This window comes from Pseudomonas wadenswilerensis, from assembly GCF_900497695.1.
In the GTDB taxonomy this organism is placed as follows: domain Bacteria; phylum Pseudomonadota; class Gammaproteobacteria; order Pseudomonadales; family Pseudomonadaceae; genus Aquipseudomonas; species Aquipseudomonas wadenswilerensis.
In genome coordinates this window covers 133,385-159,004 of the sequence record NZ_UIDD01000005.1, presented here as the reverse complement: position 1 = coordinate 159,004, position 25,620 = coordinate 133,385, and the positions used below count along the sequence as shown (strand labels likewise).

Genomic DNA, 25,620 nt, shown 5'->3' with positions numbered 1-25,620 from the left:
TGCTCTCGATGTCCGCAGGAGCCGGCCGGGCAGCGAGCTGTGCTCGACTGCCGCGGCCTTCCCCCACCAGGGTTGCGCTACTAATTTATTCCGGCTGTGCCTCTTCGTCGGCAGCGGCGTCGGCCTGTGGTGCCGCATCGGCGTCCACTTCAGCGCCATCCACCTCGGCGTCGAAGTCCTCGTCGCCTTCCTCTTCGGATGGCTCCTGGACCCGCTCCAGCCCCACCAGGGTCTCGTCGCTGGCCAGTTTGATGAGGGTCACACCCTGGGTGTTACGACCCAGACTGGAGACTTCACCGACACGGGTACGCACCAGGGTGCCCTGGTCGGAAATCAGCATGATTTCCTCGCCATCCTGCACCTGCACTGCACCCACCAGGCGACCGTTACGCTCGTTGCTGACCATGGCGATAACGCCCTGACCGCCACGTTTGTACTCGGGGAACTCGGCGATTTCGGTACGCTTGCCGTAACCACGCTCGGAAGCGGTAAGGATCTGGCTGCCTTCTTCCGGGATGATCATGGAGATCAGCTTCTGCCCTTCGGTCAGACGCATGCCGCGTACACCGCGGGCGGTACGGCCCATGGCGCGAACGTCGGATTCCTTGAAGCGGGTGACCTTGCCGGCGTCGGAGAACAGCATGACCTCACGCTCGCCATCGGTGATGGCCGCGGAAATCAACACGTCGCCTTCGTCCAGCTCCAGGGCGATCAGGCCGACGCTGCGCTGACGGCTGAAGGATTCCAGCGGGGTCTTCTTCACGGTGCCGTTGGCGGTCGCCATGAAGATGAAGTGACCTTCGGTGTACTCCTCGACCGGCAACATGGTCGAAATGTACTCGCCCTCGTCCAGCGGCAGCAGGTTGACCAGCGGTCGACCGCGCGCGGCACGGGAGGCCTCGGGAATTTCATAGGTCTTGAGCCAATACACCTTGCCCTTGCTGGAGAACAGCAGCAGGGTGGTGTGGCTGTTGGCGACCAGCAGGTGCGAGATGTAGTCCTCGTCCTTGACGCCGGTAGCCGACTTGCCTTTACCACCGCGACGCTGGGCCTGGTAGGCGGCCAGCGGCTGGGTCTTGGCGTAGCCGCCATGGGAGATGGTCACGACCCGGTCTTCTTCCGGAATCATGTCACCCAGGGTCAGGTCCAGGCGTGCATCGAGGATCTCGGTGCGGCGCACGTCGCCGTATTCGGCACGGATCAGTTCCAGCTCTTCGCGGATCACTTCCATCAGGCGCTCGGCGCTGTTGAGGATGCGGATCAGCTCGCCGATCTGGTTGAGGATCTCCTGGTACTCGGCCAGCAGCTTCTCGTGCTCAAGACCGGTCAGGCGGTGCAGGCGCAGGTCGAGAATGGCCTGGGCCTGCTCCGGCGACAGGAAGTACTTGCCGTCGCGCAGACCGAACTGCGGATCGAGGTTTTCCGGGCGGCAGGAGTCGGCGCCAGCGCGCTCGACCATCACCTGCACGGCGCTGGATTCCCACGGCGTGCTGATCAGCGCTTCCTTGGCCTCGGAAGGCGTCGGCGAGGCCTTGATCAGGGCAATTACCGGGTCGATGTTGGACAGGGCAACCGCCTGGCCTTCAAGGATGTGCCCGCGCTCACGCGCCTTGCGCAGTTCGAACACGGTACGACGGGTGACCACCTCACGACGGTGACGAACGAAGGCTTCGAGCAGATCCTTGAGGTTCAGCACCCGCGGACGGCCGTCGATCAGCGCAACCACGTTGATGCCGAAAACGCTCTGCAGCTGGGTCTGGGCGTAGAGGTTGTTGAGGATCACCTCCGGCACTTCGCCACGACGCAGTTCGATGACGATGCGCATACCGTCCTTGTCGGACTCGTCGCGCAGCTCGGTGATGCCTTCGAGTTTCTTCTCCTTGACCAGCTCGGCGATCTTCTCGATCAGACGCGCCTTGTTCAGCTGGTACGGCAGCTCGGTGACGACGATCTGCTGGCGGCCACCGACCTTGTCGATGTCTTCGACCATCGAGCGGGCGCGCATGTAGATGCGGCCGCGACCGGTGCGGTAGGCCTCGATGATGCCCTGGCGGCCGTTGATGATCGCGGCGGTCGGGAAGTCGGGGCCCGGGATGAACTGCATCAGCTCATCGATGGTGATGTCGGCGTTGTCGATCAGTGCCAGGCAACCATCGATGACTTCACCGAGGTTGTGTGGCGGAATGTTGGTCGCCATGCCCACGGCGATACCGCTGGAACCGTTGACCAGCAGGTTGGGGATCTTGGTCGGCATGACCGCCGGGATCTGCTCGGTACCGTCGTAGTTGGGTACCCAGTCGACCGTCTCTTTATGCAGGTCGGCCAGCAGTTCGTGGGCCAGCTTGGTCATGCGGACTTCGGTGTATCGCATGGCGGCGGCGTTGTCGCCGTCGACCGAACCGAAGTTACCCTGGCCGTCGACCAGCAGGTAACGCAGCGAGAACGGCTGGGCCATGCGTACGATGGTGTCGTAAACGGCGGTATCACCATGCGGGTGGTACTTACCGATCACGTCACCGACCACACGGGCGGATTTCTTGTACGGTTTGTTCCAGTCGTTACCCAGTTCGCTCATCGCATACAGAACGCGGCGATGCACGGGCTTCAAGCCATCACGCGCATCGGGCAGTGCACGCCCGACAATGACGCTCATCGCGTAGTCGAGGTAGGACTGTCTCAGTTCGTCTTCGATATTGACCGGGAGGATTTCTTTGGCCAGTTCGCCCATGAGAAGCCTGATTCCTTTTTCTGGTGAAACCTCGTCACATCCATATGGGACGAACGAAGCTCGCCGCTGCAAAGTGACTCCTTGCAACGACTTACGACAAATCAACGAGTTATGCCATGGATCTGCGCAGTAAAGGCAGCCCCGCGGGGCAGCCTTGGAAACCGTCGGATGTTACCACAATCGCCCAGAGGGTGGGAGTAGGCTGCGGCACTACTACCCTACTGCTCGTCGAGAACGCCCGTTAGCCGCTACAGCAGGCCGCAGACGGGGGCAAAGTCTCAATGCAAACGCTTGCGACACATCAGTTGCGCCATCTTCACCGTGTCCGGGCGCTCGACGATGCCTTTCTCGGTGACGATCACGTCGATCAGGTCGGCCGGGGTCACGTCGAACACCGGGTTGAACGCCTCGAAAGCAGCGCCCAGCGGCTCGCCGCCAAGCGCCAGCAACTCGCTGGCGCTGCGCTCTTCGAGGAGGATGTCGTCGCCGCTCTCCAGGTTCATGTCGATGCTCGAACTCGGCGCCACGACCATGAAACGCACGCCGTGGTGCATGGCATTGACCGCCAGCTGGTAGGTACCGATCTTGCTCGCCACATCGCCATTGGCGGTGATGCGGTCGGCGCCGACGATCACCCAGGTGATGCCTTTGGTTTTCATCAGGTGGGCGGCGGCGGAATCGGCGGTAATGGTTGCCGGGATGCCCTCGCCTGCCAGTTCCCAGGCACTCAGGCGCGAACCCTGTAGCCACGGGCGGGTTTCATCGACATAGACGCGCTCGATCATGCCCTCCAGGTAAGCGGCGCGCACCACCCCGAGGGCAGTGCCGAAGCCGCCGGTGGCCAGGGCGCCGGTATTGCCGTGGGTAAGGACTGCCTGCTCGTTACCCTGGTGCTTGCGGATCAGGTCGACACCCAGCTGTGCCATGGTCAGGTTGGCTTCGCGGTCGCTTTCATGGATGGCCATGGCTTCGGCCTCCATGATGGCCAGCACGTCATCACCTTCCTTGAGCCGCAGCAAGCGCTCGCGCATGCGGTTCAGGGCCCAGAACAGGTTGGCGCCGGTCGGCCGGGCATGCACCAGCAGCTCGAAATCCTCTTCCAGGGCCATCTCCCAGTCACCACCGGCGGCCAGGCGCTGACGAATCGCCAGGGCCAGGCCATAGGCGGCGCTGATGCCAATGGCCGGCGCACCGCGCACCACCATCGAACGAATGGCCTCGGCCACTGCGGCGGCATCGCTGCAGGCCAGCCAGACCTGCGTGCCCGGCAGCGCGCGCTGGTCGAGCAGATAAAGGGTGCCATCCCGCCAATCGATGGCTTTCACCTTCTCTGCAGCCATTAGTCGATCGCGCATGCCTCACCCCATCATTCGGACATCAAAAGCGGACGATTATAGCGAGCCCCAGGCGCGGACGCTCGGGTATACTTCGCCCTCACCTTCAGTCGCCCAGGGAAACCTGTCATGCCCAAACCCGCTACGCCGCTCGACCTGCTGCTCCTGCCTACCTGGCTGGTGCCGGTCGAACCTGCCGGAGTGGTTTTGAAGGATCATGCCCTGGGCATCCGCGACGGGCAGATCGTGTTCATCGGCCCGCGCAGCCAGGCCCAGGCGTTCATCGCTGGCGAAACCCGCGAACTGCCGGGCTGCCTGCTCAGCCCGGGGCTGGTCAACGCCCACGGCCATGCGGCGATGACCCTGTTCCGCGGCCTGGCCGATGACTTGCCGCTGATGACCTGGCTCGAAGAGCACATCTGGCCGGCCGAAGGGCGCTGGGTCGATGAAGACTTCGTCCGTGATGGTACCGACCTGGCCATCGCCGAGCAGGTCAAGGGCGGCATCACCTGCTTCAGCGACATGTATTTCTACCCCAAGGTGGCCAGCGAGCGCGTGCACCACAGCGGCATCCGTGCGCAGATCGCCGTGCCCCTGCTGGATTTCCCGATCCCCGGCGCGCGCAGCACCGAAGAAGCCCTGCAACTGGGCATCGAGCTATTCGGTGACCTGCGCCACCACCCGCGCATCACCGTGGCCCTGGGCCCGCATGCGCCGTACACGGTGAGCGACGACAACCTGGAAAAGATCCGCGTCATCGCCGAAGAGCTGGACGCGCCGATCCACATGCACATCCATGAAACCGCCTTCGAGGTCGAGCAATCGCTGCAGACCCGCGGCGAGCGCCCCCTGGCCCGGCTTGCCCGCCTCGGCTTGCTCGGCCCGCGCTTGCAGGCGGTTCACATGACCCAGGTCAGCGACGAGGATCTGGCCCTGCTGGTAGAAAGCAACACCAGTGTGGTGCACTGCCCGGAGTCCAACCTCAAGCTGGCCAGCGGCTTCTGCCCGGTCGAGCGCTTGTGGCAGGCCGGCATCAACGTTGCCGTTGGTACCGACGGTGCGGCCAGCAACAATGACCTCGACCTGCTCGGCGAAACCCGTACCGCTGCCCTGCTGGCCAAGGCCGTGGCCGGCTCGGCAAGTGCCCTGGATGCCCATCGGGCGCTGCGCATGGCAACCCTCAACGGCGCCCGGGCCCTGGGCCTTGAGGCGATTACCGGCTCGCTGGAGCTGGGCAAGGCTGCCGACCTGGTCGCCTTCGATCTTTCGGGCCTGGCCCAGCAGCCGGTGTATGACCCGGTTTCGCAACTGATCTACGCCAGCGGCCGGGACTGCGTGAAGCACGTCTGGGTCGCCGGCAAGCCACTGCTTGACGACCGGCGCCTGACCCGCCTGGACGAACAGGCCCTGCACGCCACCGCCTGCGCCTGGGGCCAGCGGATCGGCGAGCACAACGAATAAGCGCCCGGCAGCCAGTGCTGGCGGGCAAGAGCAAATTATCCAAGTTTCAGAGGACTGTTCCATGAGCAACGTCGACCACGCCGAAATCGCCAAGTTCGAAGCCCTGGCCCACCGCTGGTGGGACCGCGAGAGCGAGTTCAAGCCGCTGCACGACATCAACCCGCTGCGGGTCAACTGGATCGACGAGCGGGTCAAGCTGGCCGGCAAGAAGGTCCTCGATGTCGGCTGCGGCGGCGGCATCCTCAGTGAAGCCATGGCCCTGCGTGGCGCCACCGTCACCGGCATCGACATGGGTGAAGCGCCACTGGCCGTGGCCCAGCTGCACCAGCTCGAATCCGGGGTCAACGTCGAGTACCGGCAGATCACCGCCGAGGCCCTGGCCGAAGAGCTGCCCGAGCAGTTCGACGTGGTCACCTGCCTTGAGATGCTCGAGCATGTGCCAGACCCGTCCTCGGTGATCCGCGCCTGCTTCCGCATGGTCAAGCCGGGTGGCCAGGTGTTCTTCTCGACCATCAACCGCAACCCCAAGGCTTATCTGTTCGCCATCATTGGCGCCGAATACATCATGAAACTGCTGCCGCGCGGCACCCATGACTTCAAGAAATTCATCCGCCCGTCCGAACTTGGTGCCTGGAGCCGCGACGCCGGCCTGACCGTCAAGGACATCATCGGCCTGACCTACAACCCGCTGACCAAGCACTACAAGCTGGCCAACGACGTTGACGTCAACTACATGATCCAGACCCTGCGCGAGGAATAAGCATGCGTTTGCGAGCGGTACTTTTCGACATGGACGGCACCCTGCTCGACACGGCGCCGGACTTCATCGCCATCTGCCAGGCCATGCTCGCCGAGCGCGGCCTACCGGCCATCGAGGACCAGAAAATCCGCGACGTGGTCTCCGGCGGCGCCAAGGCCATGGTCTCGGTGACCTTCAACCTCGACCCTGAAGCCGAAGGCTTCGAGGCTCTGCGCCTGGAATTCCTCGAGCGCTACCAGCAAGGTTGCGCGGTGCACAGCAAGCTTTACGACGGCATGGCCGAACTGCTGGCCGACATCGAGAAAAGCAACCTGATCTGGGGCGTGGTCACCAACAAGCCGGTGCGTTTCGCCGAGCCGATCATGCAGCAGCTGGGCCTGAGCGAGCGTTCGGCGCTGTTGATCTGCCCGGACCACGTGAAGAACAGCAAGCCGGACCCCGAGCCGCTGATCCTCGCCTGCAAGACCCTCAACCTGGACCCGGCCAGCGTGCTGTTCGTCGGCGACGACCTGCGCGACATCGAGTCGGGCCGCGATGCCGGCACCCGCACTGCGGCAGTGCGCTACGGCTACATTCATCCAGATGACAACCCCAACAACTGGGGCGCGGATGTCGTGGTCGATCATCCGCTGGAGCTGCGCAAGGTGCTCGATAACGCGCTTTGCGGCTGCTGAAACCTTCGTACTGGCAAGGCTTTGCCTTGCATCGCCGGCAAGGCCGGCTCCCACAGGCCACCATCAACCTTGTGGGAGCTGGCTTGCCAGCGATGAAGCCATCACCTACCTAGAGGTAACCCCATGTTCGATTACTCTGCCCGCCCCGACCTGCTCAAAGGCCGGACCATCCTGGTCACCGGCGCCGGTCGCGGCATCGGCGCGGCTGCGGCCAAGAGCTATGCCGCCCATGGCGCCACCGTCTTGCTGCTGGGCAAGACCGAAGCCAACCTGAGCCAGGTCTACGACGAGATCGAAGCGGCCGGCCACCCGAAACCCGCGGTCATCCCGTTCAACCTGGAGACTGCCCTGCCACATCAGTACGACGAGCTGGCAGCGATGATCGAAGCCGAGTTCGGCCATATCGACGGCCTGCTGCACAACGCCTCGATCATTGGCCCGCGCACGCCGCTGGAGCAGCTTTCGGGCGACAACTTCATGCGCGTGATGCAGGTCAACGTCAATGCCATGTTCATGCTCACCAGCACCCTGCTGCCGTTGCTCAAGCTGTCGGCGGATGGTTCGGTGATCTTCACCTCCAGCAGCGTCGGGCGCAAAGGCCGGGCCTACTGGGGTGCCTATGGAGTGTCGAAGTTCGCCACCGAGGGCCTGATGCAGACCCTCGCCGACGAGCTTGAAGGTGTGGCGCCGGTGCGTGCCAACAGTGTCAACCCGGGCGCCACCCGTACCAGCATGCGCGCCCAGGCCTACCCTGCGGAAACACCGGAAAACAATCCGCTGCCAGAGCAGATCATGCCGGTCTACCTGTACCTGATGGGTCCAGACAGCACCGGCATCAACGGCCAGGCGTTCAACGCCCAGTAAGCTCAGCCCTCGGCCAGCTCCGCCCGGGCCCGGGCGGGCTGCTGGCGCTGTTCCTGCTCTTGCTGCATGCAGCGCTCAAGGAACAGGAACATATAGTCATAGCTCTTGCAGATGGCCCGGCGCAATTCGGTTTGCAGCGCCACCGACGGGTTATTGCCGGCCAGGGTGCAGACGATCTCCAAGGCCTCCCAAGGGTGTGCGTCATCGTACTGGGCGTGCATCTTCAGCCACTTCATCGCGCGCTTGCGGCCTTCTTCCGGGAAGCCCTGGGCGTAGACGCCAGTCGAGCAAACCACCGCCGACCACTCACCGGTTGCGCCTTCGATGGCGTAGTTGGTGGCAGCAATGGCAACCACCAGCGAATCGGTCGCGCAGGTATGCCAGCACCAGTCGCTGAGGGCGTTGAGTTCGCTAGGTACTTCCTGCGCCTGCAGGTCTTCGAGGCTGACGCCATGGGCCTGGGCCCAGAACAGCCAGTAATCGGCATGGTTGAGTTCGACGCGAATGTTGCGCATCAGCCAGCGCCGCGCCATGTCTTCGCCGGGGTGGCGGGCGTACTGGGTCTTGGTGAGGTTCTTGGCCATGTACAGGGAAAACTGCTCGACCACCGGCCAACCGCCGATCAGGTACTGGCGCATGGTCCGGCCACTGAGGCGGCCATCGCGCATGCGTTGATAAAGCTCGTGCTCCACCACCCGACGCTTGCTCTCGCTGCAGTCCTTGATCAACTGCTGGGCCCAAAGCGGGTAACTGCTGGGGTCCATCAATGGACCAGTACGAATAAACGCGTCAATCACTGTCAGCTCCTTGTTCCTTGTGATTATCGGTGGATCTCAGCGAAAGGTCCCCGGCGCCTTGAACAACAGGGGCCTTGCAGCAATCCGTTTGCGCTGCAAGCTGTCACAGGTGAACACCTGTGGCCGCTCGATCAGGTATCCCTGGGCGTAGTCCACGCCTATTTCCTGCAGGGCCTGCTCGATCAACGGGGTTTCGACGAACTCGGCGATGGTGCGTTTGCCCATCACGTGACCGATGTGATTGATCACCTCTACCATGGCCCGGTTGATCGGGTCATCGAGCATGTCCTTGACGAAACTCCCGTCGATTTTCAGAAAGTCTACAGGCAAATGCTTCAAATAAGCGAACGACGACATACCGGCGCAAAAGTCATCCAGCGAGAACCGGCAACCTAGGCCCTTGAGCTCGTTGATAAAGCGGATGGCACTGCCGAGGTTGGCGATCGCGCTGGTTTCGGTGATTTCGAAACAAATCATGTGCGGCGGGATGGCGAACTCGCTGAACAGCCGCTGCAGGTACTCGAGGAACTTGTCATCACCGATGCTGCTGCCCGACAGGTTGATCGCGCACATGGCCAACGGGCCATCGCGCTGTTCGTCCAGGCACTGGCGGATGACCTTGAATACACTGCGCACCACCCAGCGGTCCAGCGCGGTCATCAGGCCATAGCGCTCGGCGGCGGGAATGAAGCTGTCAGGGAGGATGATGCGGCCGCCCTCGTCGTGCAGGCGCAGGAGGATCTCGATATGCCCGGCGCCTTCATGGGGTCCAAGGGCGGCAATTTCCTGGGCATAGAGGCAGAAACGGTTTTCTTCCAGGGCCACGTGCAGGCGCTGGATCCAAGCCATCTCGCCAAAGCGCATGGACAGCTCGCTGTCATCGGCGTGATACACCTGCACGCGGTTGCGGCCCTTCTCCTTGGCCATGTAGCAAGCCATGTCGGCGGCCCGCAGCGAGGCTTCGAGGGTGGTCGGCCCTTGGGCAATATGCACCAGGCCCAGGCTGACGGTGGTCATGAACGGCCGCCCTTTCCACACGAAGTGCAGGCTCTGCACGGCCTGGCGCAGGCTCTCGGCAATGCGCTCGGCCTGCTCCTGGGGGCAGTTCTCCAGAAGGATACCGAACTCGTCACCACCCAGCCGCGCCAGGGTGTCGCCTTCGCGTAGGCCGGCCTGGAGCACAGCACAGATATGCCGCAGCAACTCATCGCCGGCGGCATGACCGCAGGTGTCGTTGACCAGCTTGAACTGGTCCAGGTCAAGGAACATCAAGGAGTGGCGCGCCGGTTTGCGCGCCATGGCGTTGAGCGCCAGTTCCAGGCGGTATTCGAATTCGCGGCGGTTGGCCAGGCCGGTCAGGGCGTCGTGGGTCGCCTGCCAGGACAGGTTGGCGATGTACTGACGCTCCTGGGTCATGTCGTGCAGCACCAGGACGATGCCGCTGATCTTACCCTCAGCCATGATCGGCGCACCTACCAGGGTGACCGACACGGTGCTGCCGTCCAGGCGCTGGATCAGCTTGGTATGTTCACTGCCGCCCTTGAGGCCACCTTCGAGCACGCGCTCGACCAGGGTCAGGCTGTCCTTTTCGGCATTCTCGTCGAGCAGGCTGAACAGCGCAGCCAAGGGCAAGCCCTGGGCCTGGGCCGCATGCCAGTGGGTCAACTGTTCGGCGGCCGGGTTCATGTAGGCGATGCAGCCTTCGACATCGGTGGTGATGACGCCATCGCCGATCGACTCAAGGGTGATCTGCGCCCGCTCCTTCTCCACTTCGAGGGCATTGGCAAAGGCCTGGCGCTGAGCCAGCAGCTTGCTCGAACGCATCCAGGCCAGGGCAATCAGGAACAGCGCAGTGGCCAGGTTGGTGACCAGCAATACCCGCAGCAACATCCGCGACCCTTCACCCAGGGCATCGCTGAACGCCCGGGCAGCCGGGGTCACGGCATCGTTGATCGAAGCAATCTGCGCCTTCCAGCCCGCGACGCTACGGGCATCGGCACGGCCAGCACGAAAACCGCTGTACATCTGCTCGGCCACTTCATCCAGCTGGCGCAAAAATCCGTCACCGACCGCCCACAGCTCGATGGCCTTCTGCATATAGCTGACCTGATGAAAGTTCAGGTACAGCCAGATCACACTGGAAACGTCGTCGGGATGGTTGCCGCCCTGGAGGATGCCACGGCGTGCGGCGTCGATATCCGGGGTCGGCAGGTCGAGGGCCACGCGCAGGTCATGCCCGCCCTGGGGCACGGCAATCGCCTTGCGATACTTCTGAAAGGCCGCCTCGTCGCGGCTGTCAGCGTACTGGTTGAGGTAATAGATGGCGTCTTTCTGGCCCTTGGACCACAGGCTCTCCCCCGCCACATAACCACGCACTGCCGACAGCGCGTACAGGCTGATGCTCCCGAGCAAGGCCTGAAACAGCACCACAGCAACAAATGGCCAGATAATGCCCAACAACTTTGGCGCTTCGAGAGTCCGTTTTCGCTTCATGAGGTCCCTTGCAACAGAGCCGGATGAATCCCACCTACCAAAGCACAGCCTAGGCTATTTGCCATTAATACTGCAGAGCTTTTCTCACTTGCACACCAATTTGCCCTAACTCTGTTGCAAATGGCCGTACAGCTTGGCGTACAAGCCACCATCGGCGATCAGTTGCTGGTGATCGCCGTCCTCGGCGACATGGCCGCCGTCGAACACCAGCACCCGGTCGGCCTGCTTCACTGCAGATAGGCGATGGGCAATGATCAGGGTGGTACGGGCGCTGAGAAAGCGGGTCAGGGCCTGATGCAGGTTGTATTCGGTGGCCGCGTCCAGCGCCGAGGTGGCCTCGTCGAGGATCACCACCTTGGGTTCGGCCAGGACCATCCGCGCAATCGCCAGGCGCTGGCGCTGGCCACCGGACAAACGCACCCCGGAGCGGCCAACCACGCTGTCCAGGCCTTGCGGCAAGGCGGCGATGGTGGCGTCGAGCTGGGCGATGTTCAGCGCCTGCCAGCAGGCATCATCGCTGCAGTCGCGGCCCATGGTCAGGTTGGCGCGCACCGTGTCGTTGAACAGTGACGGGTGCTGCAGCACGACCGCGACATGCTCGCGCAGGGTTTCCAGGCCGATTTCCTGCAGGGTCGAGCCACCAAAGCGGATGGTCCCGGCCTGGGCGCTGTACAAGCCCAGCAGCAGTTGCACCAGGGTGCTCTTGCCGCCGCCGCTGGCGCCGACGATGGCGACCTTCTCGCCCGGGGCGATCGACAGGTTGAGCTGATCGAGCACCGGCTCGTCGTTGTAGGCAAAGCGTAAACCCTGCACTTCGATGCCGACGGTGTCGCGGCCCTTGAACGGGTCGATGCCGCCGGGATACTGCGGCTCGTCGGCACGCGCCAGCAGCTCGTTGAGCCGGCTCAGGGCGCCGCCGGCGGCGTAATAGGCGTATTGCAGGTTCAGCAGTTGCTCGACCGGGCCGATCATGAACCACAGGTAGCTGAACACCGCCAGCATCTGCCCGATCGACAAATCGGAGAACAGCACCGTGAGCATCGCCGCCGCGCGGAAAATATCGATACCGAACTGGAACAGCAAGCCACTGGCACGCCCGCTGGCATCGCTTTTCCATTGCGAGGCGACGGCGTAGTTACGCACCTCCTGGGCGCGCAGGCCGAGGCGACCGAGGAAATAGCCCTGGCGGTTACTGGCGCGGATTTCCTGGATGGCATCGAGGGTTTCGGTCAGCGCCTGGGTGAAGCGCGAGGTGCTGTCGTTCTCCAGCTTCTTCAGGTGCTTGACCCGCTTGCCCAATTGCACCGTGGCGAAGATCACCAACGGGTTGAACAGCAGAATCAGCAGCGCCAGCTTCCAGTGCATCCACATCAGGATGGCGGCGGTACCGGTCAGGGTCAGCATGGCCACCAGAAAGCGGCTGAGGGTTTCGCCGACAAACTTGTCGAGGGTGTCCAGGTCGGTGACCAGGTGGGTGGTCACGGTACCGCTACCGAGGCTCTCGTACTCGCTGAGGGAGATGCGCTTGAGGCGCTCGATCAGGCGAATGCGCAAGCGGTAGACGATGTCCTTGGCCAGGCCCGCGAACAGCTTGGCCTGCACCACGTTGAAGGCCAGGGCGGCGCAGCGCAGGGTCAGGGTGAACAGCAGCATCAGGCCGATGTAGCCAGCAGCAACCTGCCAGTTACCGGGCAGGAACTGGTTCATCCACTTCAGTGCGGCATCGCCATGGCCGAGTAGTACTTCGTCGACCAGCAACGGCAGCAGCAAGGGGATCGGCACACTGCACAATGCCGCCAGCACGGCCACGCCATTGGCGATCCACAGGGCTTTTTTATGACGCAAGGCCAGGCGGCGGATTTCTGCCCAGCTCAAGCGATCAGCATGCACAGGGCCCGGCCCTGGTACCGGGTCGGGTGAACCCGGCAGGTCAAGCACAGGCGGCCTGCTTCAGCCAGCGGCCGAGCAGCGGTTCGAGGGATTCGAGGGTCTGGTAGCCGTTGGTCAGCAAGGCCAGCTGGCCATTGCGCTCGGCCAGCAGGGTCGGGAAACCGGCGATGCCCAGGTCCTGGACCCAGGTGAAGTCTGCCGCCGTGGCCGAGCGTTGTTCGGCGCTAGTAAAGGCGTCGGCAAAGGCTGTGCGGTCGTAACCGGCCTGCTCGGCGAGCTCCACCAGCATCGGCGCGCGAGTAACATCTTCGCCACGCTGGTAGAAGGCTTGCTGGATCAGCTTGAGCAAAGCGCCGACACGCTGCGGGTCAAGGCTGCGCGCGGTGACCAGGGCCCGGCAGGCAGGCTCGGTGTCGTAGACAAAACCGTCTGGCAGCGCACCTTCGAACTGAAAATCCTGCCCGGTGGCGTCGTGCACCGCCTGCCAATGATCGAGGATGTAACCGCGCGTCGAGGCATCCAGCGCCCGGCTGCCGGAACGCAGGCCGCCAAGCACTACCTGGGTCGGCACGCCCGCAGCCTGAGCCTGGGCGATCAGGGCCTCGGCGACGGGAGCAAAGCCCCAGCACCAGGAACACATCGGGTCCATCACATAGAGCAGGCGTGCGGACATCAATCAGGCCTCGGCAGCTTTGCGGTAGTTATGACCGATCGGGTGAGGCTGATTGCGTGCCTTGGCCAGCTCGATCTGCTTCTGCCGGTCAATGGCGCTGCGACGGGTCTTTTCGCTCAGGCTGTCCCAGCAATGCGGACAGCTGATGCCTGGCGAATAGTGCTCGGACGCACGTTCTTCCACACTGATCGGGGTGCGGCAGGCATGGCACTGGTCGTAATCGCCCTCGGTCAGGTCGTGACGCACGGTGACCCGGTTGTCGAACACGAAGCAGTCGCCCTGCCAGCGGCTTTCATCCTGTGGCACCTCTTCGAGGTATTTGAGGATCCCGCCCTTAAGATGATAGACCTCTTCAAAACCCTCGCCGAGCATATAGCTGGAGGCTTTCTCGCAACGGATGCCGCCGGTGCAGAACATCGCCACTTTCTTGTGTTTGGCCGGGTCGAAATTGGCCTTGATGTACTCGGGGAACTCGCGGAAGGTGGTGGTCTTCGGGTCGATCGCACCCTCGAAGGTACCGATCGCCACTTCGTAGTCGTTGCGGGTGTCGATCAGCAGCACTTCAGGATCGCTGATCAGCGCGTTCCAGTCCTGGGGTTCGACGTAGGTGCCGACCTTGTGGTTCGGGTCCACGCCCGGCACGCCAAGGGTGACGATCTCTTTCTTGAGCTTGACCTTGGTGCGGTAGAACGGCTGTTCGTCGCAGTAGGATTCTTTATGGTCGATATCGACCAGGCGCGCATCGCTGCGCAACCAGGCCAGCAGGCCGTCGATACCTTCACGGGAAGCCGACACGGTGCCGTTGATGCCTTCTTCGGCCAACAGCAGGGTGCCTTTGACGCCATTCTTTTCCATGGCCTCGAGCAGCGGTTCGCGCAGCTCGACGTAATCTTTCAGGGTGACGAATTTGTACAACGCCGCGACGACGATAGCTTGGGACATGCAGTAAATCTCCAGGTGGTCACCCTCGCAAAGGGCGGACCGGATAACAAAAAAAACGCGCCGACGAGCGGCGCGTTTTTTATTCTAGCAAAAACCTGGCGAGGAAATCAGTGCTTGCTGCCACCGGCACAGGTAGGCGACGCCGGAGCGACCCCTACTTTTTGCCATTCCTGCGGCGTGTAGGTGTGCAGCGCCAGGGCATGGAACTGGCCCATCAAGTCGCCAAGGGTGGCGTAGACTTTCTGGTGGCGCTTGACGCTGTTCAGCCCCTCGAACTGCTCGCTCACCAGCACGGCCTTGTAGTGGGTCTGCTGACCGCGGCTGTGCATGTGGCTTTCGTCGAGCACCTGCAGGTGCTGAGGTGCCAGCGCTTGCAGGCTTTGCTCGATCTGTTGCTGCATGGTCATGTCAGGCTCCGCTCGTTACTTCTTGGCCGGCGCGGCCTTGCCGGCGTTCGGGTCGAGTTCCTTGGTCATGTCAGCCAGCAGCTTGTTGACCACCGGTACCGCGCTTTCCAGTTTCTGCTGGGTCAGCTGGGCCGATTGCTGGGTCACTTGCGGCATCTTTTCCAGGACTTTCTTGCCCAGTGGCGACTGGTAGAAGGCTACCAGGTCCTTCAGTTCGCTTTCGGTGAAAGTGCTGGTGTAGAGCTTGACCATGTCCGGCTTGAGCTTGTTCCAGCCGATGGCCTGGTCCAGGGCGGCATTGGCCTTGGCCTGGTAGCTGTCGAGCACGGATTTCTTCGAGGCTGGGGCCTTGGTTTGTTCGAAACGCTGGGCAAACATCTGCTGCACCTGCATGTAGACCGGAGTACCGAGCTTGTCGGCATGCGCCATCATGAGGAATTTTTCAGCACTGGCGTTGTGACTGGCGGTATCTGCAAGCACCTGGCCGCTGGCGCAGACCAGCGCTACAGCAGTGCAGAGGGCGCGAAGACGGGTCATCGGAATTCCTTCAATAGACAGAGGAGGTAGTACCCCAGAGTAGAGCATTCTGCGCCGACAGTGGCACAGTGCTCAAGTAGGGCGACGTGCGATGGAACCGCTACGCCAAATAAGGACCTAAACTGCGAATTCAGACCACAAGGGAGTGAGCGCAGCATGAGCCGTATCGAAACTGACAGCCTGGGGCAGGTCGAAGTTCCTGACCAGGCCTACTGGGGTGCCCAGACGCAACGCTCGCTGATCAACTTTGCCATCGGCAAGGAGCGCATGCCGCTGGCGGTTTTGCATGCCCTGGCACTGATCAAAAAAGCCGCAGCCCGGGTCAACAACCGCAACGGAGACCTTCCGGCGGATATCGCCCGACTGATCGAACAGGCCGCCGACGAAGTGCTCGACGGGCAACTGGACGACCAGTTTCCACTCGTCGTCTGGCAGACCGGCAGTGGCACTCAAAGCAACATGAACGTCAACGAAGTGATCGCCGGTCGGGCCAACGAACTGGCCGGCAAGGGCCGTGGCGGCAAAGCGCCAGTGCACCCCAACGATCACGTCAACCGCTCGCAGAGCTCCAACGACTGCTTCCCCACCGCCATGCACATCGCGGCTGCCCAGGCGGTACAGCACAAGCTGCTGCCGGCGATCATCGAGCTGTCTTCGGGGCTGGCCGAATTGGCAGTGCGCCATCAACACCTGGTGAAAACCGGCCGCACCCATATGATGGATGCCACGCCGATCACCTTCGGCCAGGAACTCTCGGCTTATGTCGCCCAGCTCGACTACGCCCAGCGCGCCATTCGCTCGGCCTTGCCGGCGGTGTGCGAGCTGGCCCAGGGCGGCACCGCCGTGGGCACCGGGTTGAACGCCCCGCACGGTTTTGCCGAAGCCATCGCCGCAGAGCTTGCCGCCCTTTCCGGCCTGCCTTTTATTACCGCGCCGAACAAGTTCGCAGCCCTCGCCGGCCATGAGCCGCTGACCACCCTCGCCGGCGGCCTGAAAACCCTGGCCGTGGCCCTGATGAAACTGGCCAACGACCTGCGCCTGCTCGGCTCCGGGCCACGCGGCGGCATTGCCGAAGTACGCCTGCCGGCCAACGAGCCGGGCAGCTCGATCATGCCCGGCAAGGTCAACCCGACCCAGTGCGAGGCCCTGTCGATGCTGGCCTGCCAGGTGCTGGGCAACGACACTGCGATCGGCTTTGCCGCAAGCCAGGGGCACTTGCAATTGAACGTGTTCAAGCCGGTGATCATCCACAACCTGCTGCAGTCCATCGAACTGCTGGCTGACGGTTGCAGTAACTTCCAGCAGCACTGCATTGCCGGCATCGAACCGGACCCCGAACAGATGGCCGCGCACCTGGAGCGCGGGCTGATGCTGGTGACCGCACTCAACCCGCACATCGGCTACGACAAGGCCGCCGAAATCGCCAAGAAGGCCTACAGCGAAGGCACCACCCTGCGCGAGGCGGCGCTGACCCTGGGCTACCTGACCAACGAGCAGTTCGACCAGTGGGTGCGCCCGGAAAAAATGCTCGAACCGGGCGGCAAAGGCTGAGTCACCGGGCCAGGCGTACGCGCCTGGCCCGCCAGCCGGCCATGATCGACGGGCCCAGGGCGGTCAGTACCGAGCCCAGCACCACCACCAGCGCCCCGATGTAACCCAGGGTGTTGATCTGCTCGGCGTGCACGTAGTCAGGCCAGAACCAGGCTGCCAGGGCCACCGCGACAAAGGTAATCAGCGGAGTGATCGCCAAGGTCGCACTGACCTTGGAGGCTTCCCAGTGCGCCAGGGCTTCGGCAAAAGCGCCATAGGCCACCAGGGTGTTCAGGCAGCAGGCGAGCAGCAGCCAGCCTTGCAGCGGGCTCAGTTCCAGCGCCTCGGACGGATGCACCCAGGGCGTCAGCAACGCCGCGCAAAACAGGTAGATCACCATCATCACCTGCACCGAATTCCACACCGTCAATAGCTGCTTCTGGCTCAGCGCATAAAACACCCAGATGGTGGTCGCCAGCAGGATGGTCAGCACGCCGGTGGTGTAGACGCTCAGGGAGGTGAGCAACTCATCCAGGCGCTGATTGAAGAACAGGCCGAAGCCCATCAGCAGGATCACCAGGCCCACGCCCTGCCCCAGGCTGAAGCGTTCCTTGAACAGGAACACACTGGCCACCAGCAACAGCACCGGGCCCATCTGCACCACCAGTTGCGCAGTCCCGGGGCTGAGAAGCTTGAGCCCGACCAGGTAGAGGACGTAGTTGCCGACCAGGCCGCAGGTGGCCAGCAATACCAATCCCCAGCCCTTGCGCCCGAGGGTTTTGAACGACGGCAGGCGCTTGCTCGCCGCCAGCCAGGCCAGCAGCAGACCACCGGAAACCAGCAGGCGAAACCAGGTCACGGTGATCGGGTCCATCACCTGCAGCACCTGTTTGAGCTTGATCGGCAGGATGCCCCAGAGCACGGCGGTCAACAGTGACAAGGACAGACCGTAGACCCAGCGTCCGGAAGAAATATGCATAACCAGCCTCGATAGCCCTTTGGTGGGGGGAAACCGGATTCTACGGGGTGGGCTGATGGGGAGACAGGCGCGATTGCGGAAAAGAATTCAGTACTTCATTCCCTGAGTTCCTGCTGGGGCCGCTACGCGCCCCATCGCCGGCAAGGCCGGCTCCCACAAGGCCAGGTTTGCACCATTTCTGTGGGAGCTGGCTTGCCAGCGATGAGGTCCTATTTCTTGTGCTTCTTGAACGCCGCCTCCAGCGCCTCATTGATAGTGCGCAACACCTTGACCCGCGCCCAGCGCTTGTCATTGGCTTCGACCAGGGTCCAGGGCGCGATCTCGGTGCTGGTCCGGTCGACCATGTCGCCCACCGCCTCCGCGTACTGCCCCCACTTGTCGCGGTTGCGCCAGTCTTCTTCGGTGATCTTGAAGCGCTTGAACGGGATCTGCTCGCGCTCCTGGAAGCGTTCGAGCTGGGTCTGCTCGTCAATCGACAACCAGAACTTCACCACCACCACACCCGCGTTGCTCAGCTGTTCTTCAAAGTCGTTGATTTCGCCATAGGCGCGCATCCAGTCGGCCTGGCTGCAAAAGCCTTCGACCCGCTCGACCAGCACCCGGCCGTACCAGGAACGGTCGAACACGGTGAACTTGCCACGCGCCGGAATATGCCGCCAGAAGCGCCACAGGTACGGCTGCGCACGCTCCTCGTCGGTGGGCGCGGCAACCGGCACGATGCGGTACTGGCGTGGGTCGAGCGCTGCCGCCACCCGGCGAATGGCGCCGCCCTTGCCCGCCGCGTCGTTGCCCTCAAACACGGCAATCAAGGCATGCCGGCGCATGCGCTTGTCACGCAACAAGCCGGCCAGGCGTGCCTGTTCGGTAATCAGTTGTTCCTGGTAGTCGTTCTTGTCCAGACGCAGACTCAGGTCGAGGCTGCCGAGCAAGCTGCGCTGGTCGATGCTTTCGCCCAGCGGGGCGATGTTGGCCTGGTGAATCGGCGCATGATTGACCTTGAGCGCGGTCTGCAGCCCTTCCAGCAGAATCTTGCCCACGGCCAGGCTGCGGTAATGCGGATCGACGCCTTCGATCACATGCCAGGGCGCGTAGTCCCGGCTGGTTTGCCGCAGCACCCGCTCACCAAAACGCACGAAACGGTCGTAGGTTTCCGACTGTTGCCAGTCCAGCGGGCTGATCCGCCAGCTGTGCAGCGGGTCGTCCTGGAGCGCCTTGAGCCGGGCTTTCATCTGCTTCTTTGACAGGTGGAACCAGAACTTGAAGATCAGCGCACCTTCATCGCAGAGCATCTCCTCCAGGCGCTCGGCGCCGCGGATAGCCTGGTCGAGCACGGCATCCTTGAACTGGCCGTGCACCCGCCCCTGAAGCATCTGGCTGTACCAGTTGCCGAAAAACACGCCCATCCGCCCCTTGGCCGGCAGCGCCCGCCAGTAACGCCAGGCGGGGGGGCGAGCGAGTTCTTCGTCGGTCTGCTGGTCGAAAGTGCGCACCTCGATCAGGCGCGGGTCCATCCATTCATTGAGCAGCTTGACCGTCTCGCCCTTGCCCGCGCCTTCGATGCCGTTGATCAGCACGATCACCGGGAACCGCGCCTGCTGCTTGAGTTCGAACTGGGCCTCGAGCAGCGCTTCACGCAGCGCCGGGACCTCGGCTTCATAGGTGTCTTTGTCGATGGCGTGACCAATTTCAGCGGATTCGAACATACCAGGCTCCCTACTTGGATAAGCAAGACTAGCGGATTGTCGAAACCTTTGTCGGCACAAAACAAAGCCTGCCACAGGTCAAACAGCCTGGCGCCGATCAGCTAAAATGGCCCTCTTGCCAATGCTGAGCCGAACATGACCGAAGTAACCCAATACGCCCAGATCGACTGGGATGACCAGGGCCGACCGCACTCGCGCCAATACGACGACATCTATTTCTCCAAGGAGCAGAGCCTGGAGGAAACCCGTCATGTGTTCATCGACCAGAACGACCTGCGCCAGCGTTTCAGCGCGCTGGGGCCGGGCCAGTGCCTGGTGATCGGCGAAACCGGCTTCGGCACCGGCTTGAATTTCTTCTGCGCCTGGCAGCTGTTTGCCGAGTGCGCCCCGGCCGATGCGCGGCTGCATTTCATCAGCGTCGAAAAATACCCCCTGACCCGCGCCGACCTCAGCCGCGCCCTGGCCCTGTGGCCGGCGCTGGCGCCGTTCAGCAGCCAGTTGCTGGCCCAATATGTGGCGGTGCACGAAGGCTTCCAGCCGTTCGAGTTCGAACAGGGCCGGGTGCGCCTGACCTTGATGATCGGTGATGTGCTGGAGCAATTGCCGCAGCTCGATGCCGAAGTCGACGCCTGGTTTCTCGACGGTTTTGCCCCGGCCAAGAATCCGGAAATGTGGACCCCGGAATTGTTCGCCCAGATCGGCCGGCTGTCATCGCCCACCGCCACCCTCGGCACCTTCACCAGTACCGGCTGGGTACGCCGCGGCCTGATTGCCGTGGGCTTTACCATGAAGCGCATTCCTGGCATCGGCAAGAAATGGGAGATCCTGCGCGGCACCTTCAACGGTTGGCCGGCCGAACAACCGCTGCCGCCCGCCAGCGCGCCGTGGTTTGCCCGCCCGCCCGCAGTGCCCGGGCCGCGCCAGGCGCTGGTGATCGGCGCCGGCCTTGCCGGTTGCGCCAGCGCCGCCAGCCTTGCTGCCCGCGGTTGGCAGGTGAAGGTGCTGGAACGCCATGCCACGCCGGCAGCAGAAGCCTCGGGTAACCCGCAAGGGGTGCTGTACCTCAAGTTGTCCGCTCACGGCACGGCGTTGTCGCGCTTGATCCTCAGCGGTTTCGGCTACACCCGGCGACTGCTCGAACGCCTGCAGCGCGGGCAGGATTGGGATGGCTGCGGGGTACTGCAACTGGCCTTCGACGCCAAGGAAGACCAACGCCAGCAACAACTGGCCGAGGCTTTCGATCCGCAATTGCTGCAACGCCTGGACCGTGAGCAGGCTGAACAACTGGCCGGGGTTGCCCTGGGCAGTGGCGGGCTGTTCTACCCCGAAGGCGGCTGGGTGCATCCGCCAGCGCTGTGCCAGGCGCAACTGCAACACCCGAACATCACCTTGCTGCCCCATCATCAAGTGCTGCAACTGCGCAAGGCCGATGGCCAGTGGCAGGCCTGGGAAAGCGACAAACTGCTGGCCAGCGCGCCGCTGGTGATACTGGCTACAGCCGCAGAAATCCAGCGTTTCGAGCCTTGCGCCGGCCTGCCGCTCAAGCGCATTCGCGGGCAGATCACCCGCCTGCCGGTCACTGGGCAAAGCCAGGCGCTGGCCACGGTGGTCTGCGCCGACGGCTATGTAGCACCGCCACGCAACGGTGAACACACCCTCGGCGCCAGCTTCGACTTCCACAATACCGACCTCACGCCCACCACCGGCGAGCACGTCGGCAACCTCGGCTTGCTCGAAGAGATCTCCAGCGACCTGGCCGAACGCCTGGGTGCCCACAGCCTCGACCCGCATGCCCTGCAAGGGCGCGCCGCCTTTCGCTGCACCAGCCCCGACTACTTGCCGATTGTCGGCCCGCTGGCTGACCAGGCGCAGTTCAACCAGGACTACGCGGTACTGGCCCGGGATGCCCGGCAAATTCCCGCCACCCCCTGCCCCTGGCTCGAAGGCCTGTTCATCAACAGCGGCCATGGCTCGCGCGGGCTGATCACCGCGCCGCTTTCAGGCGAATTGATCGCCGCCTGGGCCGACAACGCCCCCCTGCCAGTGCCCCGCGCGGTGGCCGAAGCCTGCCACCCGAATCGCTTCATGTTGCGGGAGTTGATCAGGGGGAAAAAAGCAGCGGCAAGCGGCAAGCCACACACTAAAAGCTGATTGACCCGGCGCCCTCTTGCAGCTTGAAGCTTGTCGCTTGCAGCTACAGCTTATAACCGATTGATCTAAAACTCTCGCTATCCGCACCGGTCAGTTTCCATGTGCCCGCGGTTCGGGCACTTTCCCCAACGGCAAAACCGGTAAGGACTTATGTGCGGATTAGCTGGAGAGTTTCGTTTCACCCCTGTTGCCCACCCACCACGCCCGGCGGACCTCGCCGCAGTCGAGCGGATCACCCATCACCTGGCACCTCGCGGCCCCGACGCCTGGGGCTTTTATAGCCAGGGGCCGATTGCCCTCGGCCATCGCCGACTGAAAATCATGGACCTGTCCGACGGCTCGGCCCAGCCCATGGTCGATAATCCGTTGGGCCTGTCGCTGGCCTTCAACGGTGCCATCTATAACTTCCCCGAGCTACGCAGCGAGCTGGAAAGCCTCGGTTATGCCTTCTATTCGGACGGTGATACCGAAGTGCTGCTCAAGGGTTATCACGCCTGGGGCGCCGACCTGCTGCCGCGCCTGAACGGTATGTTTGCCCTGGCGATCTGGGAGCGCGACAGCCAGCAACTGTTCCTCGCCCGCGACCGCCTCGGGGTCAAACCCCTGTACCTGTCGCGCACCGGCGAACGCCTGCGCTTTGCCTCAAGCCTACCGGCGCTGCTCAAAGGCGGCGACATCAACCCGGTGCTCGACCCGCTGGCGCTCAACCACTACCTGAACTTCCACGCCGTGGTGCCGGCGCCGCGCACCCTGCTGGCCAATGTCGAGAAATTGCCACCGGCCAGCTGGATGCGCATTGACGCCCAGGGCCGCTGCGAGCAGCAGGTCTGGTGGCAACTGCATTACGGCCCGCGCACCGATGAACAGGACCTGAGCCTGGAGGACTGGCGCGATCGTGTACTCGACAGCACCCGCGAGGCGGTGGCGATTCGTCAGCGCGCCGCCGTGGATGTCGGCGTGCTGCTCTCCGGCGGTGTCGATTCGAGCCTGCTGGTCGGCCTGCTGCGCGAGGTCGGCGTCGACGACCTGTCGACCTTCTCCATCGGCTTCGAGGATGCCGGCGGCGAACGCGGCGACGAGTTCCAGTACTCCGACCTGATCGCCCGCCATTACGGCACCCGTCATCATCAGTTGCGCATCGACGAGCGGGAGGTCATCGAGCAATTGCCGGCAGCTTTCCGCGCCATGAGCGAGCCGATGGTCAGCCACGACTGCATTGCCTTCTACCTGCTGTCGCGGGAGGTGGCCAAGCACTGCAAAGTGGTGCAAAGCGGCCAGGGCGCCGACGAGCTGTTCGCCGGTTATCACTGGTACCCGCAGGTCGACGGCGCACGCGATCCGTTCGCGGCCTATCGCGAGGCCTTCTTCGACCGCAGCTACGACGACTACGCCGCCACCGTGCAGCCGTCCTGGCTGCTCGATCACGACGCTGCCGGCGACTTCGTCCGCCAGCACTTCGCCCAGCCCGGGGCCAGCGATGCGGTGGATAAAGCCCTGCGCCTGGACAGCACGGTGATGCTGGTCGACGACCCGGTCAAACGGGTCGACAACATGACCATGGCCTGGGGCCTGGAGGCGCGCACGCCGTTCCTCGACTACCGCCTGGTCGAACTCTCGGCGCGGATTCCGGCACGCTTCAAGCTGCCCGACGGCGGCAAGCAGGTGCTCAAGGAAGCCGCGCGGCTGGTCATCCCCAGCGAAGTCATCGACCGCAAAAAGGGCTACTTCCCGGTGCCGGGCCTCAAGCACCTGCAGGGCGCAACCCTGGACTGGGTGCGTGAACTGCTGCTCGATCCCAGCCAGGACCGCGGCCTGTTCACCCCCGCCGCCCTCGACCGCCTGCTCAGCGATCCCCATGGTCAGTTGACGCCGCTGCGCGGCTCCAAGCTCTGGCAACTGGCCGCCTTGAACCTGTGGCTCAGCGAACAAGGAATCTGATCGATGAAAGCCCATGCCTCACCTTACGGCCAGCGCCTGCTGCGCGGCCAGGTGCCGTCCTATGAGCGACTGCAGGCGCAACTGGCCGGCGATGGCAGCCAGCCCCACGACCAGCCGCGTTCGCTGCATTGCGGCTGGGGTCGGCTGCTGATCGGCCACACCTACCCTGACCCGGCCAGCCTGGCCAGCGCCTTGCTCGACGAACGCCCCGGCGAGCGCGATATCGCCTTGTACGTGGCGGCGCCGCAGCAAGTGCTGGCTCAGGCGCCCCAGCAACTGTTCCTCGACCCGTCCGATACCCTGCGCCTGTGGTTCAGCGACTACCGTCCGGCGCAGCGGGTGTTTCGCGGCTTTCGTATCCGCCGGGCGCAGAGCGACAGCGACTGGCAGGCCATCAACGCCCTGTACCAGGCCCGCGGCATGCTGCCGATCGACCCCGAGCTGCTGACCCCGCGCCACCATGGCGGGCCGGTCTACTGGCTGGCCGAAGACGAAGACAGCGGCGCGATCATTGGCAGCGTCATGGGCCTGAATCATTACAAGGCCTTCGCCGATCCGGAGCATGGCTGCAGCCTCTGGTGCCTGGCGGTGGACCCACAGTGCACCCGTCCCGGTGTCGGCGAAGTGCTGGTGCGGCATTTGATCGAGCACTTCATGAGCCGCGGCCTGACCTGCCTCGACCTCTCGGTGCTGCACGACAACCGCCAGGCCAAGCGCCTGTACGCCAAGCTGGGGTTTCGCAACCTGCCGACCTTCGCGGTCAAGCGCAAGAACGGCATCAACCAGCCGCTGTTCCTCGGCCCAAGCCCTGAAACCGGGCTCAACCCCTATGCGCGGATCATCGTCGAAGAGGCGTACCGGCGCGGTATCGAGGTGCAGGTCGACGATGCCGATGGCGGCCTGTTCACCCTTATCCATGGCGGTCGGCGGGTACGTTGCCGGGAGTCGCTGAGCGACCTGACCACGGCGGTCAGTATGACCCTGTGCCAGGACAAAAGCCTGACCCACAAGGTGCTCGCCAACGCCGGCTTGCAAGTCCCCGCGCAGCAACTGGCCGGCAATGCCGACGACAACCTGGCCTTCCTCGAAGACCACGGCGCGGTGGTGGTCAAGCCGCTGGACGGCGAACAAGGCAACGGCGTGGCAGTCAATCTGACCACCCTGGAGGAAATCAATGAAGCGGTAGAGGCCGCCCGGCAATTCGACAGCCGCGTGCTGCTGGAAAGCTTCCACGCCGGCCTCGACCTGCGCATCGTGGTCATCGGTTTCGAGGTGGTGGCCGCCGCCATCCGCCATCCGGCGCAGATCGTCGGCGACGGCCAGCACGCCGTCGGCGCCCTGATCGAAGCCCAGAGCCGTCGGCGCCAGGCGGCGACCGGCGGCGAAAGCCGCATCCCCCTGGACCACGAAACCCAGCGCACCCTGCACGCCGCCGGCGTCGACTACGACACCGTGCTGCCCGCCGGCCAGCGCCTGGTGGTGCGCGGCACTGCCAACCTGCACACCGGAGGCTGCCTGGAGGACGTCAGCGAACGCCTGCACCCAGTGCTGGTGGACGCCGCCATCCGCGCCGCCCGCGCCCTGGACATTCCGGTGGTGGGCCTGGACCTGATGGTCAAGGCCGCCGACCAGCCCGACTACGTATTCATCGAAGCCAATGAGCGGGTCGGCCTGGCCAACCATGAACCGCAACCAACTGCCGAGCGCTTCGTCGACCTGTTGTTCCCCCACAGCCGACCGGCGCCATGAGCACAGGAGT

The 25,620-nt window shown here is 63.7% G+C and carries 19 protein-coding genes; 8 read left to right on the top strand and 11 right to left on the bottom strand.

Annotated elements, in window-relative coordinates; genetic code table 11:
- Positions 1-85: 85 nt before the first annotated feature.
- Both gyrA and mtnA read right to left on the bottom strand, forming a co-directional pair.
- Positions 86-2,728, bottom strand: coding sequence for a DNA gyrase subunit A (gene gyrA, locus CCOS864_RS07945; protein ID WP_115085823.1), 2,643 nt, complete (start codon positions 2,726-2,728; stop codon positions 86-88).
- A gap of 278 nt (positions 2,729-3,006) precedes the next feature.
- Positions 3,007-4,083, bottom strand: coding sequence for an S-methyl-5-thioribose-1-phosphate isomerase (gene mtnA / locus CCOS864_RS07940; protein ID WP_115085822.1), 1,077 nt, complete (start codon positions 4,081-4,083; stop codon positions 3,007-3,009).
- A 108-nt stretch (positions 4,084-4,191) separates the two neighbouring features.
- Between mtnA and CCOS864_RS07935 the strand changes: the two genes are divergently transcribed.
- The 4 genes from CCOS864_RS07935 to CCOS864_RS07920 all read left to right on the top strand — a co-directional run bounded on the left by CCOS864_RS07935 (position 4,192) and on the right by CCOS864_RS07920 (position 7,821).
- Positions 4,192-5,523, top strand: coding sequence for a TRZ/ATZ family hydrolase (locus CCOS864_RS07935; RefSeq protein ID WP_115085821.1), 1,332 nt, complete (start codon positions 4,192-4,194; stop codon positions 5,521-5,523).
- Positions 5,524-5,584: 61 nt separating this feature from the next.
- Positions 5,585-6,283: a bifunctional 2-polyprenyl-6-hydroxyphenol methylase/3-demethylubiquinol 3-O-methyltransferase UbiG gene (ubiG, locus tag CCOS864_RS07930; protein WP_115085820.1), complete on the top strand. Its 699-nt coding sequence runs from the start codon at positions 5,585-5,587 to the stop codon at positions 6,281-6,283.
- 2 nt (positions 6,284-6,285) lie between these two features.
- Positions 6,286-6,957 (top strand): N-acetylmuramic acid 6-phosphate phosphatase MupP, encoded by a 672-nt coding sequence (gene mupP, locus CCOS864_RS07925; RefSeq protein WP_115085819.1) that lies wholly within the window; start codon positions 6,286-6,288, stop codon positions 6,955-6,957.
- A 123-nt stretch (positions 6,958-7,080) separates the two neighbouring features.
- Positions 7,081-7,821 (top strand): YciK family oxidoreductase, encoded by a 741-nt coding sequence (locus tag CCOS864_RS07920; protein ID WP_010224149.1) that lies wholly within the window; start codon positions 7,081-7,083, stop codon positions 7,819-7,821.
- 2 nt (positions 7,822-7,823) lie between these two features.
- On the opposite strand, the gene CCOS864_RS07915 is transcribed toward CCOS864_RS07920, so the two are convergent.
- The 7 genes from CCOS864_RS07915 to CCOS864_RS07885 all read right to left on the bottom strand — a co-directional run bounded on the left by CCOS864_RS07915 (position 7,824) and on the right by CCOS864_RS07885 (position 15,560).
- On the bottom strand, positions 7,824-8,618 hold the full coding sequence (locus tag CCOS864_RS07915) for an iron-containing redox enzyme family protein (RefSeq protein WP_115085818.1): 795 nt from the start codon (positions 8,616-8,618) through the stop codon (positions 7,824-7,826).
- Positions 8,619-8,654: 36 nt separating this feature from the next.
- Positions 8,655-11,111, bottom strand: coding sequence for an EAL domain-containing protein (locus CCOS864_RS07910; RefSeq protein WP_115085817.1), 2,457 nt, complete (start codon positions 11,109-11,111; stop codon positions 8,655-8,657).
- Positions 11,112-11,216: 105 nt separating this feature from the next.
- Positions 11,217-13,049 (bottom strand): ABC transporter ATP-binding protein, encoded by a 1,833-nt coding sequence (locus tag CCOS864_RS07905; protein WP_115085816.1) that lies wholly within the window; start codon positions 13,047-13,049, stop codon positions 11,217-11,219.
- Positions 13,042-13,674: a DsbA family protein gene (locus CCOS864_RS07900; protein WP_115085815.1), complete on the bottom strand. Its 633-nt coding sequence runs from the start codon at positions 13,672-13,674 to the stop codon at positions 13,042-13,044. The genes CCOS864_RS07905 and CCOS864_RS07900 overlap by 8 nt, the downstream gene beginning before the upstream one ends.
- 3 nt (positions 13,675-13,677) lie before the next feature.
- Complete coding sequence (gene trhO / locus CCOS864_RS07895) at positions 13,678-14,616, bottom strand: oxygen-dependent tRNA uridine(34) hydroxylase TrhO (RefSeq protein ID WP_115085814.1); 939 nt, start codon at positions 14,614-14,616, stop codon at positions 13,678-13,680.
- A 107-nt stretch (positions 14,617-14,723) separates the two neighbouring features.
- Positions 14,724-15,023 (bottom strand): BolA family protein, encoded by a 300-nt coding sequence (locus tag CCOS864_RS07890; protein ID WP_115085813.1) that lies wholly within the window; start codon positions 15,021-15,023, stop codon positions 14,724-14,726.
- Between the two features lie 15 nt (positions 15,024-15,038).
- Positions 15,039-15,560, bottom strand: a complete 522-nt coding sequence (locus tag CCOS864_RS07885; RefSeq protein WP_038994023.1) for a DUF2059 domain-containing protein — start codon at positions 15,558-15,560, stop codon at positions 15,039-15,041.
- A gap of 156 nt (positions 15,561-15,716) precedes the next feature.
- On the opposite strand from CCOS864_RS07885, the gene CCOS864_RS07880 reads away from it, so the two are divergent.
- Positions 15,717-17,111: a class II fumarate hydratase gene (locus CCOS864_RS07880; RefSeq protein WP_115085812.1), complete on the top strand. Its 1,395-nt coding sequence runs from the start codon at positions 15,717-15,719 to the stop codon at positions 17,109-17,111.
- Between the two features lies 1 nt (position 17,112).
- On the opposite strand, the gene CCOS864_RS07875 is transcribed toward CCOS864_RS07880, so the two are convergent.
- Positions 17,113-18,069, bottom strand: coding sequence for a DMT family transporter (locus CCOS864_RS07875; protein WP_115085811.1), 957 nt, complete (start codon positions 18,067-18,069; stop codon positions 17,113-17,115).
- A gap of 209 nt (positions 18,070-18,278) precedes the next feature.
- Positions 18,279-19,772, bottom strand: coding sequence for a polyphosphate:AMP phosphotransferase (gene pap / locus CCOS864_RS07870; RefSeq protein ID WP_115085810.1), 1,494 nt, complete (start codon positions 19,770-19,772; stop codon positions 18,279-18,281).
- Positions 19,773-19,907: 135 nt separating this feature from the next.
- Here pap and mnmC point away from each other — a divergent pair, with 135 nt between their 5' ends.
- The 3 genes from mnmC (at position 19,908) to ngg (ending at position 25,610) form a co-directional block, all read left to right on the top strand.
- On the top strand, positions 19,908-21,923 hold the full coding sequence (mnmC, locus tag CCOS864_RS07865) for a bifunctional tRNA (5-methylaminomethyl-2-thiouridine)(34)-methyltransferase MnmC2/FAD-dependent 5-carboxymethylaminomethyl-2-thiouridine(34) oxidoreductase MnmC1 (RefSeq protein WP_115085809.1): 2,016 nt from the start codon (positions 19,908-19,910) through the stop codon (positions 21,921-21,923).
- A 150-nt stretch (positions 21,924-22,073) separates the two neighbouring features.
- Positions 22,074-23,861 (top strand): N-acetylglutaminylglutamine amidotransferase, encoded by a 1,788-nt coding sequence (locus CCOS864_RS07860; protein WP_115085808.1) that lies wholly within the window; start codon positions 22,074-22,076, stop codon positions 23,859-23,861.
- 3 nt (positions 23,862-23,864) lie between these two features.
- Entirely contained in the window at positions 23,865-25,610 is a 1,746-nt protein-coding gene (gene ngg / locus CCOS864_RS07855; protein ID WP_115085807.1) for an N-acetylglutaminylglutamine synthetase, read from the top strand.
- Positions 25,611-25,620 lie beyond the last annotated feature (10 nt).

Excerpts from the sequence above, each read along its gene's own strand:
- gyrA (WP_115085823.1), bottom strand. The coding sequence starts at position 2,728 with ATGGGCGAACTGGCCAAAGAAATCCTCCCGGTCAATATCGAAGACGAA.
- mtnA (WP_115085822.1), bottom strand. The coding sequence starts at position 4,083 with ATGCGCGATCGACTAATGGCTGCAGAGAAGGTGAAAGCCATCGATTGG.
- CCOS864_RS07935 (WP_115085821.1), top strand. The coding sequence starts at position 4,192 with ATGCCCAAACCCGCTACGCCGCTCGACCTGCTGCTCCTGCCTACCTGG.
- ubiG (WP_115085820.1), top strand. The coding sequence starts at position 5,585 with ATGAGCAACGTCGACCACGCCGAAATCGCCAAGTTCGAAGCCCTGGCC.
- mupP (WP_115085819.1), top strand. The coding sequence starts at position 6,286 with ATGCGTTTGCGAGCGGTACTTTTCGACATGGACGGCACCCTGCTCGAC.
- CCOS864_RS07920 (WP_010224149.1), top strand. The coding sequence starts at position 7,081 with ATGTTCGATTACTCTGCCCGCCCCGACCTGCTCAAAGGCCGGACCATC.
- CCOS864_RS07910 (WP_115085817.1), bottom strand. The coding sequence starts at position 11,111 with ATGAAGCGAAAACGGACTCTCGAAGCGCCAAAGTTGTTGGGCATTATC.
- CCOS864_RS07900 (WP_115085815.1), bottom strand. The coding sequence starts at position 13,674 with ATGTCCGCACGCCTGCTCTATGTGATGGACCCGATGTGTTCCTGGTGC.
- trhO (WP_115085814.1), bottom strand. The coding sequence starts at position 14,616 with ATGTCCCAAGCTATCGTCGTCGCGGCGTTGTACAAATTCGTCACCCTG.
- CCOS864_RS07890 (WP_115085813.1), bottom strand. The coding sequence starts at position 15,023 with ATGACCATGCAGCAACAGATCGAGCAAAGCCTGCAAGCGCTGGCACCT.
- CCOS864_RS07885 (WP_038994023.1), bottom strand. The coding sequence starts at position 15,560 with ATGACCCGTCTTCGCGCCCTCTGCACTGCTGTAGCGCTGGTCTGCGCC.
- CCOS864_RS07880 (WP_115085812.1), top strand. The coding sequence starts at position 15,717 with ATGAGCCGTATCGAAACTGACAGCCTGGGGCAGGTCGAAGTTCCTGAC.
- CCOS864_RS07875 (WP_115085811.1), bottom strand. The coding sequence starts at position 18,069 with ATGCATATTTCTTCCGGACGCTGGGTCTACGGTCTGTCCTTGTCACTG.
- pap (WP_115085810.1), bottom strand. The coding sequence starts at position 19,772 with ATGTTCGAATCCGCTGAAATTGGTCACGCCATCGACAAAGACACCTAT.
- mnmC (WP_115085809.1), top strand. The coding sequence starts at position 19,908 with ATGACCGAAGTAACCCAATACGCCCAGATCGACTGGGATGACCAGGGC.
- CCOS864_RS07860 (WP_115085808.1), top strand. The coding sequence starts at position 22,074 with ATGTGCGGATTAGCTGGAGAGTTTCGTTTCACCCCTGTTGCCCACCCA.
- ngg (WP_115085807.1), top strand. The coding sequence starts at position 23,865 with ATGAAAGCCCATGCCTCACCTTACGGCCAGCGCCTGCTGCGCGGCCAG.